This window comes from Mesorhizobium sp. L-8-3 (genome assembly GCF_016756615.1).
GTDB lineage: Bacteria > Pseudomonadota > Alphaproteobacteria > Rhizobiales > Rhizobiaceae.
Window position 1 is genome coordinate 12,552 of sequence record NZ_AP023262.1, and the last position, 13,836, is coordinate 26,387.

The 13,836-nt window shown below is 65.2% G+C and carries 10 protein-coding genes; 1 reads left to right on the plus strand and 9 read right to left on the minus strand.

Features of this window, described 5'->3' with window-relative positions:
- Positions 1–103: 103 nt before the first annotated feature.
- On the plus strand, positions 104–1,630 hold the full coding sequence (locus tag JN302_RS00070; protein ID WP_202331181.1) for a putative bifunctional diguanylate cyclase/phosphodiesterase: 1,527 nt from the start codon (positions 104–106) through the stop codon (positions 1,628–1,630).
- 12 nt (positions 1,631–1,642) lie between these two features.
- Here JN302_RS00070 and JN302_RS00075 read toward each other — a convergent pair whose 3' ends face one another.
- The 9 genes from JN302_RS00075 to nusA form a co-directional block, all read right to left on the minus strand.
- Positions 1,643–2,659 (minus strand): class I SAM-dependent methyltransferase, encoded by a 1,017-nt coding sequence (locus JN302_RS00075; RefSeq protein ID WP_202309520.1) that lies wholly within the window; start codon positions 2,657–2,659, stop codon positions 1,643–1,645.
- A gap of 318 nt (positions 2,660–2,977) precedes the next feature.
- Positions 2,978–5,125 carry a polyribonucleotide nucleotidyltransferase gene (gene pnp / locus JN302_RS00080; RefSeq protein WP_202309521.1) on the minus strand — a complete coding sequence of 716 codons (2,148 nt, stop codon included), beginning with the start codon at positions 5,123–5,125 and terminating at the stop codon, positions 2,978–2,980.
- A gap of 374 nt (positions 5,126–5,499) precedes the next feature.
- The gene (gene rpsO, locus JN302_RS00085; RefSeq protein ID WP_202309522.1) at positions 5,500–5,769 is read right to left on the minus strand and encodes a 30S ribosomal protein S15; all 270 of its coding nucleotides are present in this window, start codon (positions 5,767–5,769) and stop codon (positions 5,500–5,502) included.
- 163 nt (positions 5,770–5,932) lie between these two features.
- Positions 5,933–7,027: a magnesium/cobalt transporter CorA gene (gene corA, locus JN302_RS00090; RefSeq protein WP_202309523.1), complete on the minus strand. Its 1,095-nt coding sequence runs from the start codon at positions 7,025–7,027 to the stop codon at positions 5,933–5,935.
- 260 nt (positions 7,028–7,287) lie between these two features.
- The gene (truB, locus tag JN302_RS00095; protein ID WP_202314410.1) at positions 7,288–8,244 is read right to left on the minus strand and encodes a tRNA pseudouridine(55) synthase TruB; all 957 of its coding nucleotides are present in this window, start codon (positions 8,242–8,244) and stop codon (positions 7,288–7,290) included.
- Entirely contained in the window at positions 8,244–8,654 is a 411-nt protein-coding gene (gene rbfA, locus JN302_RS00100) for a 30S ribosome-binding factor RbfA (protein WP_202331182.1), read from the minus strand. The genes truB and rbfA overlap by 1 nt, the downstream gene beginning before the upstream one ends.
- A gap of 351 nt (positions 8,655–9,005) precedes the next feature.
- Complete coding sequence (gene infB, locus JN302_RS00105) at positions 9,006–11,552, minus strand: translation initiation factor IF-2 (protein ID WP_202331183.1); 2,547 nt, start codon at positions 11,550–11,552, stop codon at positions 9,006–9,008.
- Positions 11,549–12,199 (minus strand): RNA-binding protein, encoded by a 651-nt coding sequence (locus JN302_RS00110; RefSeq protein ID WP_202334133.1) that lies wholly within the window; start codon positions 12,197–12,199, stop codon positions 11,549–11,551. The genes infB and JN302_RS00110 overlap by 4 nt, the downstream gene beginning before the upstream one ends.
- 38 nt (positions 12,200–12,237) lie before the next feature.
- The gene (nusA, locus tag JN302_RS00115; protein ID WP_202309527.1) at positions 12,238–13,830 is read right to left on the minus strand and encodes a transcription termination factor NusA; all 1,593 of its coding nucleotides are present in this window, start codon (positions 13,828–13,830) and stop codon (positions 12,238–12,240) included.
- Positions 13,831–13,836 lie beyond the last annotated feature (6 nt).

Sequence of the window (13,836 nt, forward strand, 5' to 3'; positions counted from 1 at the left end):
CCGGAAAGCTCCAGCGAAGCTGTTGCCTAAAATTGAAGCAATAGGACGAAACGGAATTTAACAGGCGTTGCGTTAAGTCCCTCGCCAGTCGAAGGGATTTTTCATGCCGGCCCAACACCCCAACCGGAGCCCAGTCTTCCGGCTCATCACCATCGCGGCTTCGGGCCTGGGCAGTTTTGTGCTCGGCCTGTGGGCGTTGAGGCTCGGCTTCGGCGACGATCTCGCTGCCATGTCGGCCCCGGCGGTGGGCGCCGTCGTTGCAGCGCTTTGCGCCCTGGCTTCGGGCGGCGCGGCCTTCTCCTTCTTTGCCGGGGTCGACGAATCAAGAAGCTATGTCTTCAAGGAGACCCAGGTCGACAAGCTGACAGGCCTCAACGGGCGTACAGCCATGTTCGGCCGGATCGCCGAAGCCGTCTCGGCCTCTATCCGTACCGGCAGGCCCGCTTTCCTGATCGACATCGACATCGATCGCTTCCGGCAGATCAACGATTCCATCGGCTACGTGCAAAGCGACGAGTTGGTTGCCGCCTTCGCCGAGCGGCTCAAGGCAAGCCTGCCGGCCGGGGTCCAGATCGGCCGGATCGGTGCAGGCGAATTCGCCGTGATCCACCCCGACGGCGACGCCACCTTCAATCTCGAACGCGCGGTCGAGCGGCTGATAGAAAGGATGACGGAACCTTATCCGTTGAAGACGCATCTGCAGTCGGTCAAGGTCTCGGTCGGCATCGTCGCCATCCCGAAGGACGGCCGCGACCCTGCTTTGCTGCTGCGCCGTTCCAATCTGGCGCTGCAGCATGCCCGAATGACCGGCCTCTGCGGCTGGAGCAGCTTCCAGCCCGAGATGGGACAGGTGGCCGACTACCGCCAATGGATCGAGGCGGAACTGCACACGGCCTTCGAGCGCGGCGACTTCGACCTGCACTACCAACCGCAGCTCGATCTCATGTCGGGCCGCATCATCGGCTACGAGGCGCTGATCCGTTGGTCGCATCCGGAGCGCGGCATGATCCCGCCGATGGAATTCATCCCCATCGCCGAGGAGACCGGCATGATCGCGTTGATCGGCGAATGGGTCCTGCACAAGGCCTGCAGCGATGCCCGCCATCTGCCCGACGAGTGTTTCGTCGCAGTGAACATCTCGCCCGTGCAGTTCATGACCAAGGACTTTCTCGGCGTCGTCCGCAAAGCGATCGAGACCACCCGTATCAAACCCTCACGGCTCGAACTTGAAATCACCGAGACGGCCATGATGCAGGATCGCGACCGTGCCGCCGCGATCCTGAAGGCATTGTCGGAAATGGGAATTTCGGTCGCCGTCGACGATTTCGGCACAGGCTACTCGAATCTGAGCTACCTGATCGATTTTCCGTTCCACAAGCTGAAGATCGATCGCTCCTTCGTCAGCCGCATCGACACCGACAGCAGCACCGGCGCCGTGGTCTCGACGATCGTCGGCCTGTCGCGGGCGCTGGGCGTCCACACCATCGCCGAGGGTGTGGAGACCGAAAACCAGGCGACCCTGCTGCGCGCAGCGGGATGCGAAGTGGTCCAGGGCTATTTCTACGGAAAGCCCGCCCCGCTGGTCATCCGGCAGGGGATAGCAGCGGCGGCCCACCAGACGCTCCAATAGGACCAGACAAGGTCAGCGGCGGGCGGCCAGCACCTTGAAACCACCGTTGCGCGTGATTTCCCACCAGTCGGCGAAGTCCGCGCGCAGCGTGTCCTCGTAGGGCAGCGGACGATTGGCGACCAGGAAAAGCCGGCCGCCTTTCTTCAGCGCCCTGCCCGCTGCCCGAATGAGGTCCTGCCCGATGCCCGGATCGGCCGCCCGTCCCTGATGGAATGGCGGGTTCATGACAACAGCATCGTAGCGCTCGGCGACCGGTTCCGATGCGAGATCATGCCAGAAGAACCGGGCCGGCCGTCCGAGATCGGCCAGGTTGCGCTTCGCCGCTTCCACGGCTTCGAAATCCGCGTCGTAGAGGTCGATGGCGCGGATCGCCGGAAAGCGGCGAGCCGCCTCGGCCGCCAGATATCCCCACCCCGCGCAGAAGTCCGCAGCGGCACCGGACAGGTCGCCGGGGAGGTTCTCCGCGAGAAGGCGCGATCCCACGTCAACCCGGTCGTGGGAAAACATGCCCGGCATGGTGTGAAACCGTCCCTCCACAAGGTCCCCCTCGTTGCCGGCGCGCAGCGCGGAAACCAGTTCGGCCGGCTCTGCCGGACGGCGGAACCAGAACACAAGGCCGTGGTATTTCGGCTCCTGGCCATCGAGGGCGGCCAGGGCGGCGACGCGCTTGCGGAGGCTGGCTATGCCGTCGCCCTTGGCGCCCGCCACCATCACCAGGCCGCCAGGAGACACGCGCTGGACGGCCTCGGCGATGCGCGCCTCGTTCTCGCCGCGGTGGCGCCCACACAGCACCAGCGCCAGGGTGTAGTCCGTGCCCTCGGCTCTCGGCGCCACGCGATAGCCGGCGCTCTGGAGAGCGCGGAAGAACGGTCTGAAGCCCTGCACGGCCGTCAGCTCCGCCGAAAAGCCTTCGGGAAGCCGAAAACCGGGCTCGGCGCCGAGGAAGAGCACCCGTCCGCCGACACCAGGCACGGAAAGCATGCCTGCATCGAACGGGTGAAGAAGGGTCTTCAGCGAATCGCGGCTCATGGTTCCTGCCCGAAAGCGACCGCCTGAGGCGGCTCCAGGGATTGGACAGCATCCCATGCGCGCCTAAAAGGGCGCGCGGCGCTGTCATGTCTCAACGTGCGTCCCTTGCGCGCCCAAGGGCGCGCGCGGCGCTCTTATGTCAGTTCAAGGGCGTCCTTTGCGCGCCCAGTGGGCGCGCGGCGCTCCTATGTCAGCTCAAGAGCGTCCTTTGCGCGCCCAAGGGGGCGCGCGGCGCTCTTGTGAAAACGGGCGCGTCGCAGCGACGCGCCCGTTCGACGATCGGCCTTCAGTGGTCCGGCATTGCCGGACCGAAAAGGATCAGGCGGCGGTCTCTTCGCCTTCCTGACGCTTCTCCCTGGCGATCTCCTTGCCGGTCTGCTGGTCGACCACCTTCATGGACAGGCGGACCTTGCCGCGCTCGTCGAAGCCCATCAGCTTGACATAGACCTTGTCGCCTTCCTTGACGACGTCCGTAGTCTTCTGCACGCGCTCGTTGGCGAGCTGCGAGATATGGACCAGGCCGTCGCGCGGGCCGAAGAAGTTGACGAAGGCGCCGAAGTCCGCGGTCTTAACGACCGTGCCCTCATAGATCTCGCCGACCTCGGGCTCGGCCACGATGGTGTGGATCCACTTCTTCGCCGCCTCGATCTCCTTGGCGTTCGACGAAGCGATCTTCACCGTGCCGTCGTCCTCGATGTTGATCTTGGCACCGGTCTTCTCGACGATCTCGCGGATGACCTTGCCGCCGGAGCCGATCACGTCGCGGATCTTGTCGGTCGGGATGTGCATGACCTCGATGCGCGGCGCGAACTCGCCCAGTTCCTTGCGGCCTTCGGTGATGGCCTTGGCCATCTCGCCGAGGATGTGGAGGCGGCCGTCCTTGGCCTGGCCGAGGGCGACCTGCATGATCTCCTCGGTGATGCCGTCGATCTTGATGTCCATCTGCAGCGAGGTGATGCCATTGGCGGTGCCGGCCACCTTGAAGTCCATGTCGCCGAGATGATCCTCGTCACCGAGGATGTCGGAGAGCACAGCGAAGCGCTCGCCTTCCTTGATCAGGCCCATGGCGATGCCTGCGACCGGCTTGGCCAGCGGAACGCCGGCGTCCATCAGCGCGAGCGATGTGCCGCAGACCGTGGCCATCGAGGACGAGCCATTGGACTCGGTGATCTCCGAGACGACACGCAGCGTGTAGGGGAACTGCTCCGCGCTCGGCAGCATCGGATGGATGGCGCGCCAGGCGAGCTTGCCGTGGCCGATCTCGCGGCGGCCGGGCGAACCCATGCGGCCGGTCTCGCCGACCGAATAGGGCGGGAAATTGTAGTGGAGGAGGAAGGTCTCCTTGTACATGCCGGTCAGCGCGTCGACGAACTGCTCGTCTTCGCCGGTACCGAGCGTCGCGACCACGATCGCCTGGGTCTCCCCGCGGGTGAACAACGAAGAGCCGTGCGTGCGCGGCAGGATGCCGACTTCCGAAACGATGTTGCGGACGGTCTTGAGGTCGCGACCGTCGATGCGGGACCCGGTGTCGAGGATGTTCCAGCGCACGATCTTGGCCTGGAGCTCCTTGAACACGGTAGCGACCTGCTCCGGCGACCACTTCGGCGCCTCCTCGCCCTGCGGCGCGAAAGCTTCCTTGACCTTGGCCTTGGAGGCGTCGACCGCGGCGTAGCGCGCCTGCTTGTCGGTGATCTTGTAGGCCGCGCGCAGGTCGTCCTCGGCAATCTTCAGCATTTCGGCTTCGAGGTCGCCGTAGCTCGGCGGGGTGAAGTCGCGCGGATCCTTCGCGGCGACTTCAGCCAGCTTGATGATCGCCTCGATCACCGGCTGGAAAGCCTTGTGGCCGAACATGACCGCGCCGAGCATCACGTCTTCGGCCAGTTCCTGGGCCTCGGATTCGACCATCAGAACGGCTTCGCTGGTGCCTGCGACGACCAGATCGAGCTTCGATTCCGGCATCTCGTCGAGATGCGGGTTGAGAACGTACTGGCCGTTGATATAGCCGACGCGGGCGCCGCCGATCGGGCCCATGAAGGGCACGCCTGAAAGGGTCAGCGCGGCCGAGGTCGCGACGATCGAGAGGATGTCCGGATCGTTCTCGAGGTCATGCTGGACGACGGTGACGACGACCTGGGTGTCGTTCTTGTACCCCTCGGCAAAGAGGGGGCGGATCGGGCGGTCGATGAGCCGGGAAACCAGCGTTTCCTTCTCGCTCGGGCGACCTTCACGCTTGAAATAGCCGCCCGGGATCTTGCCGGCGGCATAGGTCTTTTCCTGGTAGTTGACGGTCAGCGGAAAGAAATCGAAACCCGGCTTAGGCTCCTTGGCCGAGACGACGGTGGCGAGCACGACGGTCTCGCCATAGGTGGCGAGCACCGCGCCGTCGGCCTGACGCGCGATCTTGCCGGTCTCCAGGGTGAGCGGACGACCGCCCCACTCGATTTCCACTTTGTGGTGATTGAACATGTCTTGTCCTTCATATGCGGAAAGGGCCGCGCGGACATGCCGTGCAGGTGCCCCTTCCCCTGGCTTCGTTCGGCCCGTCCCTCGAAGGTTCCGACCCTTCGGCGGACGATGCGCTGCTGCAGTTCGAAACCCGTCGGGGATGCGGACATGCCGCATGGCCGGAAGGTTCCGGGACAAGCCACGGGCAAGACAACGGGAAGTCCTGTTGGGAGGCGACAGACGCCCGGGCTTCCTGCAATCCTGCCCCATGACCGGTCCATGGGCGGCTCCGAAGGTTCCCCTGAATTCCGGAGCCGGGGCGGGCTGTGCAACTATGCCAGCCCGTATGCGCGACCGGCGGGCCTTCCCAGGGAAGACCCGCCGGCCGGTTTTTCTTAGCGACGCAGTCCGAGCTTCTCGATCAGCGTCTGGTAGCGCGCCTCGTCCTTTCGCTTCAGGTAGTCGAGAAGGCTGCGGCGCTGGGAGACGAGCTTGAGGAGACCGCGGCGGGAGTGGTTGTCCTTCACGTGTCCCTTGAAATGCTCGGTCAGGTTCTTGATACGCTCCGAGAGAATGGCAACCTGGACTTCCGGCGAGCCGGTATCGCCCTTGGCAGTTGCAAATTCGGTCAGCAGAGCCTGCTTGCGTTCGGCAGTGATCGACATCGGATGTTTCCCTTTCGATCTGGAGGAATGAAGTCGCCCGAGGCCGGGATGTCGTCCAGCCGGGGCCAATGGACATGACGCAACCTTGCGCAATGTTGCGGCGCGTATAGTCCAATTCGATCGGAAACGCCAGACCAATTCCGCAATTGGCCGAACAGCCCCCTCAGAGCCACTTTTTCCATCGGAACAGACCGACCAGCGCTATGGCGACCAGTGCCATGAAGCCGAGGGCGACAGGGTATCCGTAGTAAGCCTCCAACTCCGGCATGTTCCACGGCGAAGCTTCGGGATCGAAATTCATGCCCCAGATGCCTACCAGGAAGGTCAGCGGAATGAAGATCGACGAGACTATCGTGAGAAAGCTGATGACGTCGTTGGTGCGCGCCTGAATCAGCGACAGGTGCATGTCGATCAGGCCAGTCACGACGTCGCGATTGGTCTCGACGATCTCGATCAGCCGGATCGCGTGGTCGAGCGTGTCATTGAGATAGAGCCGCGTCTCGGGGTGGACGAAGCGCACATCCGCGCGCATGAGCCCTGCCAGTGCATCGCGCAGCGGCCAGAGAGCCCGCTTGAGCGCGATCATATCGCGCCGCAATCCATGGAGTTCCGCCAGATGACGCTTGTGGACGGTGCCGAGCATCTCGTCCTCGATGCGTTCGATGGAGTCGGCACGGGCATCGAGGATCGGAAAATAGCTGTCGATGACGGCATCGACCAGCGCATAGGCCAGATAGTCGGCCTTGCGTGTGCGCAGGCGCTGCGCCGTAGGGGCTTCGATGCGCTTGCGCACCGGCCCGAAGGGATCGCCTTCCCGCTCCTGAAAGGTCACGACGAAATCGTCGCCGAAGAAGAGCGAGATCTGCTCGTAGCGATGTGCCTCGGGGTCGTCGATCATGTTGACGACGACATAGGCATGGTCATCGAAGAAATCCGCCTTGGGACGCTGGCCGGTGTTGACCGTGTCCTCCAGCGCCAGGGGATGCAGCCCGAATATGGTGCCGATGTCCCGGATCAGGTCGACATTGCCGAGTCCGATACAGTCGACCCAGACCAGAGGCCATTCCGCCCGCAGGCGCCTGATGTCGTCGATGCTGACGTCGTCGAAGAAGCCGACGCCATCAGGCGCGAGCGCGGTCAGGCAGAGCGTCGGCTGCGGCGCGGCGGGATCGGCGACCAGCGTTCCCGGCGCCGCCCCCACCGGCGACCGCTTGACCCTGTTGCGCAGCCGCCTGTTCGACGCCTTCGATCTGGCCATTTCTCATCGTCCCCTTGATCGGCGCAGACGATAGAGGGCCGCGCGTCCATTCGGACGCGCAAAAAACGCTCTCTATCATTTTGAATCTACGCATCGTGCTTTCCGAAAATCGAGTACGATTTTCGGGCCGATGCTAGAGCATGTCTCCCGAAAGTGTGCAGCGGTTTCGGGGAAAAGACATGCGCCAGATCAAGAACCTACCGCGTGTCGCGTGAACCCTTTTCCACGCGACGCGCTGTAGGCCAGGATTGGAGGGGTGCTCAACCGGTAAAGACCCGCTTCGGCTTGAACATTCCGGCCTCGATCGCACCGATGGCGACCAGCTTGCCCCGTGCCGTGGCGCAGGCCTCTTCGACCTCGACCGGCGCGTCGCGACCACGGATGATGACGGGATTGCCGAGCCTGATCCTGGCCGCCTGGTCGTCGCTCACCGACACCTGGGGCAGGCAGTCGAGGGCGGCGCCGGTGTCGACAAGCAGCGCGTCCAGCGCATCGAAGGAGCGCCGGCCATCCTCGCCGTCCGCCGCGGGCCTGCCCTGTTCGGCTGCGGCCTCGAGTTCGGCGAGCGTGACGAGATCCTCCGGGGTGAAAGGCTCGACCTCGCTGCGGCGGAGCTCCGCGATATGGCCGTAGCAGCCGAGATCGCGTCCCATGTCGCGCGCCAGCGAGCGGACATAGGTGCCCTTGCCGCACTCCACCTCGAAGACGGTTCGTTCGCCGCCCTCCATGGCGACGATATCGAGCCTGCCGATCTCGACCTCGCGCGGCGGAATGGCGACCGTCGCGCCCTCGCGAGCAAGGTCGTAGGCGCGCTCGCCGTCGATCTTGACGGCCGAGAACTGCGGTGGCGTCTGCTCGATCACCCCGGTGTATCTTGGCAGGAGCGCCCTGATCTCGGGCTCGGTCGGACGCTTGTCGGAGGTCTTCGTCGCCGGCCCCTCGAGGTCGTCGGTGGTCCGCTCCTCGCCCCAGGCGACGGTGAAGCGATAGACCTTCGCTCCATCCATGACATAAGGCACGGTCTTGGTCGCCTCTCCCAGCGCGATCGGCAGCATGCCCGAAGCGAGCGGATCGAGCGTGCCGGCATGCCCGGCCTTTTCGGCCTGGAATAGCCATTTGACCTTCGAGACGGCTTCGGTCGATCCCATGCCGACCGGCTTGTCCAGCACCAGCCAGCCGGAAATCGGCCGTCCTTTCTTTTTGCCTCGGCGGGCCATCATGACTCCTCTTTGCCGTCGTCGCCGTCGAGATCGCGCGCCACTTCGGGCGAACGCAGAAGCTCATCGATCCTGGCGAAATTGTCGTAGCTCGTATCCAGCCGGAAGCGGAACTCAGGCATGTATTTCATCTGGCGCAAGGCCGGCGACATGCGCCCGCGGATGAAACGTGCGCTCCGGTTGAGCGCGGCGACCACCGCATCGTCGTCCCGCGCTCCCAGCGGCGACACGAAGGCGGTAGCGATCTTCAGGTCCGGCGACATGCGCACTTCGGAAACCGAGATCACCGTCGCCTCGATCAGATCGTCGCGGACTTCGCCACGCTGCAACATCTCGGACAGAGCGTGGCGGACCTGCTCGCCCACGCGGAGCTGACGCTGGGAAACCGTGCCCTTGCCGCCTGCTTTCATCGTCCTTGCCCTCTCAAATCCCTCAGCTTCCCTAGCGCAGCGGTGCGACCGGCCTGTTCCCTTACACCATGCCGCTGTGCCCCGGTCGGCGTCGCGCCCGCTCGAAAGTCCGGAGGCGAACTCGACCACCTTCCAACTCTATGCCGATCATCTGCCCGTGGCGAGCCGCACCCGCCCGGCGTCGCGGATCGCCGATACGACATGGGAGCTACGACGGCACCGAGCAAATCGGCGCTGCCGCTCCAGCTCTATTTCAATGTCCGATTGTCCCCGGCCGTCGTTGCGTCGGGGCTTGTGCCCCGCTCCACGCGAGACGCCGGCGTCGTGCGACACCGGCGTCTGAGCGACGTCCTAGAGCGTACGGGTGATGTGCTCCACGCGGAAGCACTCGATGATGTCACCCTGGCGGATGTCCTCGTAATTCTCGAAGGCCATGCCGCATTCCTGACCGACCGGTACTTCCGCCACTTCGTCCTTGAAGCGCTTCAGCGTCTTCAGCTTGCCTTCGTGGATGACCACGTTGTCGCGGATCAGGCGGACGCCCGCGCCGCGCTCGACCTTGCCTTCGGTGACGCGGCAGCCCGCGACCTTGCCGACCTTGGTGATCGAGAAGACCTCGAGAATTTCGGCATTGCCGAGGAAGGTCTCGCGACGTTCCGGCGACAGCAGGCCCGACATCGCCGCCTTAACGTCATCCACAAGGTTGTAGATGATGTTGTAGTAGCGGATCTCGATCCCGGCATGCTCGGCCGCCTGGCGTGCCTGGGCATTGGCGCGGACATTGAAGCCGATGATCGCCGCGCCCGAGGTCTCGGCGAGAGACACGTCGGTTTCGGTGACCCCGCCGGCTCCGGCATGAACGATGCGGGCGCGCACCTCGTCGTTGCCGATCTTCTCCAGGGCGGCCGTGATCGCTTCGATCGAGCCCTGCACGTCGCCTTTGATGACCAGCGGGAATTCCTTCACGCCGTTCGCCTGCATCTGCGACATCATCTGCTCGAGCGAACCACGCTGGCCGGCATGCTTGGCGACCGCCTTGTCGCGCGCCTTGCGCTGGCGATACTCGGTGATCTCCCGGGCACGCGCCTCGTTGTTGACGACCGCGAAACGGTCGCCGGCACGCGGCGTGCCCTGCAGGCCGAGAACCTCGACAGGCATCGCCGGCGGCGCCTCGGCGATGTGCTCGCCGCGGTCGTTGACCAGGGCCCGGACACGGCCCCATTCGTTGCCGGCGACGATGATATCGCCGGGCATCAGCGTGCCGGTCTGCACCAGCACCGTCGCCACCGGGCCGCGGCCCTTGTCGAGCTTCGCCTCGATGACCACGCCCTCGGCCGTACGGTCCGGGTTGGCCTTCAGGTCGAGGACTTCCGCCTGCAGCAGGATCGCTTCGAGCAGTTTGTCCAGATTGGTGCCCTTTGTCGCGGAGACCTCGACGTCGAGCGTCTCGCCACCCATCTCTTCCACCACCACTTCATAGCGAAGCAGTTCGGTCCGCACCTTCTGGGCGTTGGCCGCCGGCTTGTCGATCTTGTTGATCGCCACGATGATCGGGACCCCGGCGGCCTTGGCGTGATTGATGGACTCGATGGTCTGCGGCATCACGCTGTCGTCGGCGGCGACCACCAGGATGGCGATGTCGGTCGACTGAGCGCCGCGGGCGCGCATCGCCGTGAAGGCCGCGTGGCCGGGCGTATCGATGAAGGTGATCTTCTGGCCGTTCTTCTCGACCTGATAGGCACCGATATGCTGGGTGATGCCGCCCGCCTCGCCGGCAACGACATTGGCGTTGCGGATGGCGTCGAGCAGCGAGGTCTTGCCGTGATCGACATGGCCCATGATGGTGACCACGGGCGGACGCGACTTCAGGTCCTCCGGACGGTCGGCGATGTCGAACAGGCCTTCCTCGATGTCGGACTCGGCGACGCGGCGCACCGTGTGGCCGAATTCGGAAGCGACCAGTTCAGCCGTGTCGGCGTCGATCACGTCGCCGGGCTTCATGATCTGGCCCTGTTTCATGAAGAACTTGACCACGTCCACGGCGCGTTCCGACATGCGGCTCGCCAGTTCCTGGATGGTGATGGTTTCGGGCAGGGTTACTTCACGCACGATCTTCTCCCGCGGCTCCTGATGGAGCGCGCGCTTGAACTTCTCCTGGCGCCGGCGCATGGCCGACAGCGAACGCGCACGGGCGTCTCCGTCCTCGGAGGACAGGGCGCTGTTCAGCGTCAGCTTGCCGCGGCGGCGGTCGTCGTCGCCCTTGGTCTTGGCCGGACGCGCGACCTCCGGGGTGGCGATGCGCCGCGGCGGCGGGGCACTGGCGGCGCGCTTCGGCTTGTTCGCTTCCTCGTCGTCGGCAACAGTCTCGGCCGCGGCGGGCACCCGGCGGCGTGCCTCCTCCTCGGCACGGCGGCGGGCTTCCGCCTCGGCCTTCAGCCGGGCTTCCTCCTCGGCCTGGCGACGAGCCGATTCCTCGCGCTCGCGGCGACGACGCTCTTCTTCCTCGGCACGGCGACGCGCTTCCTCGGCGGCACGCTGGCGCTCTTCGTGCTCGCGGGCCTTGGAGCCCTCGAGAGCGCGGCGGCGCGCCTCCATTTCGCTGCTCGACAGATCGGTCAGCACCAGGCGCTCCGCCGGAGCGGGCCGCGGGGCCTCCTGAACCGGTGCTGCGACGGCGACCGCCGGCTTCGGCCTGAGAGGCTGGACCACCGCCGGCTCCTGCCGTTCGCCCGGCATCGAGAACTTGCGCTTCTTGGTCTCGACAACCACGGCCTTGCTGCGGCCATGCGAGAAACTCTGGCGCACGGTGCCCTGCTCCATGCCCGGGCGCTTCAGCGTCAAGGTCTTCTTGGTGTTGACGCTCAACGTCTTGTCGTCACCCGATTTCGTATCGCTCATTCCGTGTCCTCTGCGGCTTTCTCGTCGTCGGCAACTGCCGCAAGTATTGCCACTTCATCCGGGGATCCGCCCCGGTAGCGGTCGAGCGCAGCCATGCGCTTCAAGGCCGCCTTCCCCGCGTCGCCCGCGAGAACGGCAGCATGTATCACATTTGTGCCCCCCAATGCCAAACCCAATTCGTGTTCCGAAAAAAGTTTGTAGGCGACGATAACGGGGCCTCCGGCATGCACCACGGCGCGCCTGGCCTGCGTGATCTTGCGCACCCCGTCGTCTGAGGCCTCGCCGGCATGCAGCACGGCGGCGGCCTTGCCGCTGCGCACGCTGCTTTCCACCTTGGCGGCGCCGAGCGCGACCATGCCCGCCTTGCGGGCGAGCCCCAGCGCGCCGAGCGCCGATTTCGCCATCAGCCCGTCGATCAGCTCGCCGAGCTGCGGCGGCACGACGACCTCGGCCTTGAGAGCGCGCGCGAAGAGCTTCCTGCCGACCGCGAGGTCGACATGGGTCCGGTCGGCGGTGACCCAGCACCCCCTGCCGGGCAGGTTGCGCTTCAGGTCCGGGACGACGGTCGAATCCGGTCCGACGACGAACCGGATCAGCTCATCGGGCGTTGCGCTTTTGCGCGTAACGATGCAGGTGCGATCGTTCATCTCTTCCAAGAGCGCCTCCGGACCGGTCCGCGCTCATGTCAGGCGTCAGCCGCTTCGGCGGCTTCCTGCTCTGTCGCGAGGTCGTCCTCGGAGATCCAGCCCACCTTGAGGCGCGCGGCCACCACCATCTGCTCGGCATCGGCACGGGAGACGCCGTGGCTGGCGAGCACGCCAGGATAGACCTTGGTCTCGCCGTCCTTGCGCTCCTTCCAGCCGACGAGGTCGTCGACGGCATAGCCGGCGAAGTCCTCGACCGACTTCACGCCGTCCTCGCCGAGCGTCACCATCATGGCCGTGGTGATGCCGGGAATCTCGCGCAGCTCATCCTCGACGCCGAGTTCCTTGCGCTTGGCGTCGTGCTCGGCCTCGATCCGGTCGAGATACTCGCGGGCCCGCGACTGGATCTCGCTCGCCGTATCCTCGTCGAAACCGTCGATCGACGAAATCTCGTCGGCGTCGACATAAGCCACTTCCTCGACGCTGGCGAAGCCTTCGGAGGCGAGCACCTGGCCGACCATCTCGTCGACATTGAGCGCTTCCATGAACAGCGTCGAGCGCTCGACGAATTCCTTCTGGCGCCGCTCGCTCTCTTCCTGCTCGGTCAGGATGTCGATATCCCAGCCGGTGAGCTGCGAGGCGAGACGCACGTTCTGGCCGCGGCGGCCGATGGCGAGCGACAGCTGGTCGTCGGGCACCACCACCTCGATGCGCTCGGCATCCTCGTCGAGCACCACCTTGGCGACTTCCGCCGGCTGCAGCGCGTTGACGATGAAGGAGGCGGCCTGCGGCGACCACGGGATGATGTCGATCTTCTCTCCCTGCAACTCGCCGACCACGGCCTGCACCCTCGAACCGCGCATGCCGACGCAGGCGCCGACCGGGTCGATCGAGGAGTCGCGCGAAACGACGGCGATCTTGGCGCGGGAGCCGGGGTCGCGCGCCACGGACTTGATCTCGATGATGCCGTCGTAGATCTCGGGCACTTCCATGGTGAACAGCTTGGCCATGAACTGCGGATGGGTGCGCGACAGGAAGATCTGCGGACCGCGCTGCTCGCGGCGCACGTCATAGACATAGGCGCGGACGCGGTCGCCATATTTGAAGTTCTCGCGGGGGATCAGTTCGTCGCGGCGGATGATCGCCTCGCCGCGGCCGAGATCGACGATGACGTTGCCGTATTCCACGCGCTTGACCGTGCCGTTGACGATCTCGCCGATGCGGTCCTTGTACTCGTCATACTGACGGTCGCGCTCGGCCTCGCGCACCTTCTGCACGATGACCTGCTTGGCGGACTGCGCGGCAATGCGGCCGAAATCCATCGGCGGCAGTTGCTCGGCGATGAAATCGCCGACCTGGGCGTCGGGATTGCGAAGTCGGGCGTCCGCCAGCGATATCTGCCTGGCGAAGTCCTCGACGTCGTCGACGACCTCCATCAGCCGCTGCAGCTTCATCTCGCCGGTGTTCGGGTTGATGTCGGCGCGGATATTGGTCTCCTGGCCGTAGCGCGAGCGCGCCGCCTTCTGGATCGCATCCGCCATGGCGGCGATGACGATCTGCTTGTCGATCGCCTTTTCGCGCGCGACCGCGTCGGCGATCTGGAGCAGCTCCAGCCTGTTTGCACTGACTGCCATCTTGGT

Coding starts and splice junctions, on each gene's coding strand:
- JN302_RS00070 (WP_202331181.1), top strand. CDS start 104: ATGCCGGCCCAACACCCCAACCGGAGCCCAGTCTTCCGGCTCATCACC.
- JN302_RS00075 (WP_202309520.1), bottom strand. CDS start 2,659: ATGAGCCGCGATTCGCTGAAGACCCTTCTTCACCCGTTCGATGCAGGC.
- pnp (WP_202309521.1), bottom strand. CDS start 5,125: ATGTTCAATCACCACAAAGTGGAAATCGAGTGGGGCGGTCGTCCGCTC.
- rpsO (WP_202309522.1), bottom strand. CDS start 5,769: ATGTCGATCACTGCCGAACGCAAGCAGGCTCTGCTGACCGAATTTGCA.
- corA (WP_202309523.1), bottom strand. CDS start 7,027: ATGGCCAGATCGAAGGCGTCGAACAGGCGGCTGCGCAACAGGGTCAAG.
- truB (WP_202314410.1), bottom strand. CDS start 8,244: ATGGCCCGCCGAGGCAAAAAGAAAGGACGGCCGATTTCCGGCTGGCTG.
- rbfA (WP_202331182.1), bottom strand. CDS start 8,654: ATGAAAGCAGGCGGCAAGGGCACGGTTTCCCAGCGTCAGCTCCGCGTG.
- infB (WP_202331183.1), bottom strand. CDS start 11,552: ATGAGCGATACGAAATCGGGTGACGACAAGACGTTGAGCGTCAACACC.
- JN302_RS00110 (WP_202334133.1), bottom strand. CDS start 12,199: ATGAACGATCGCACCTGCATCGTTACGCGCAAAAGCGCAACGCCCGAT.
- nusA (WP_202309527.1), bottom strand. CDS start 13,830: ATGGCAGTCAGTGCAAACAGGCTGGAGCTGCTCCAGATCGCCGACGCG.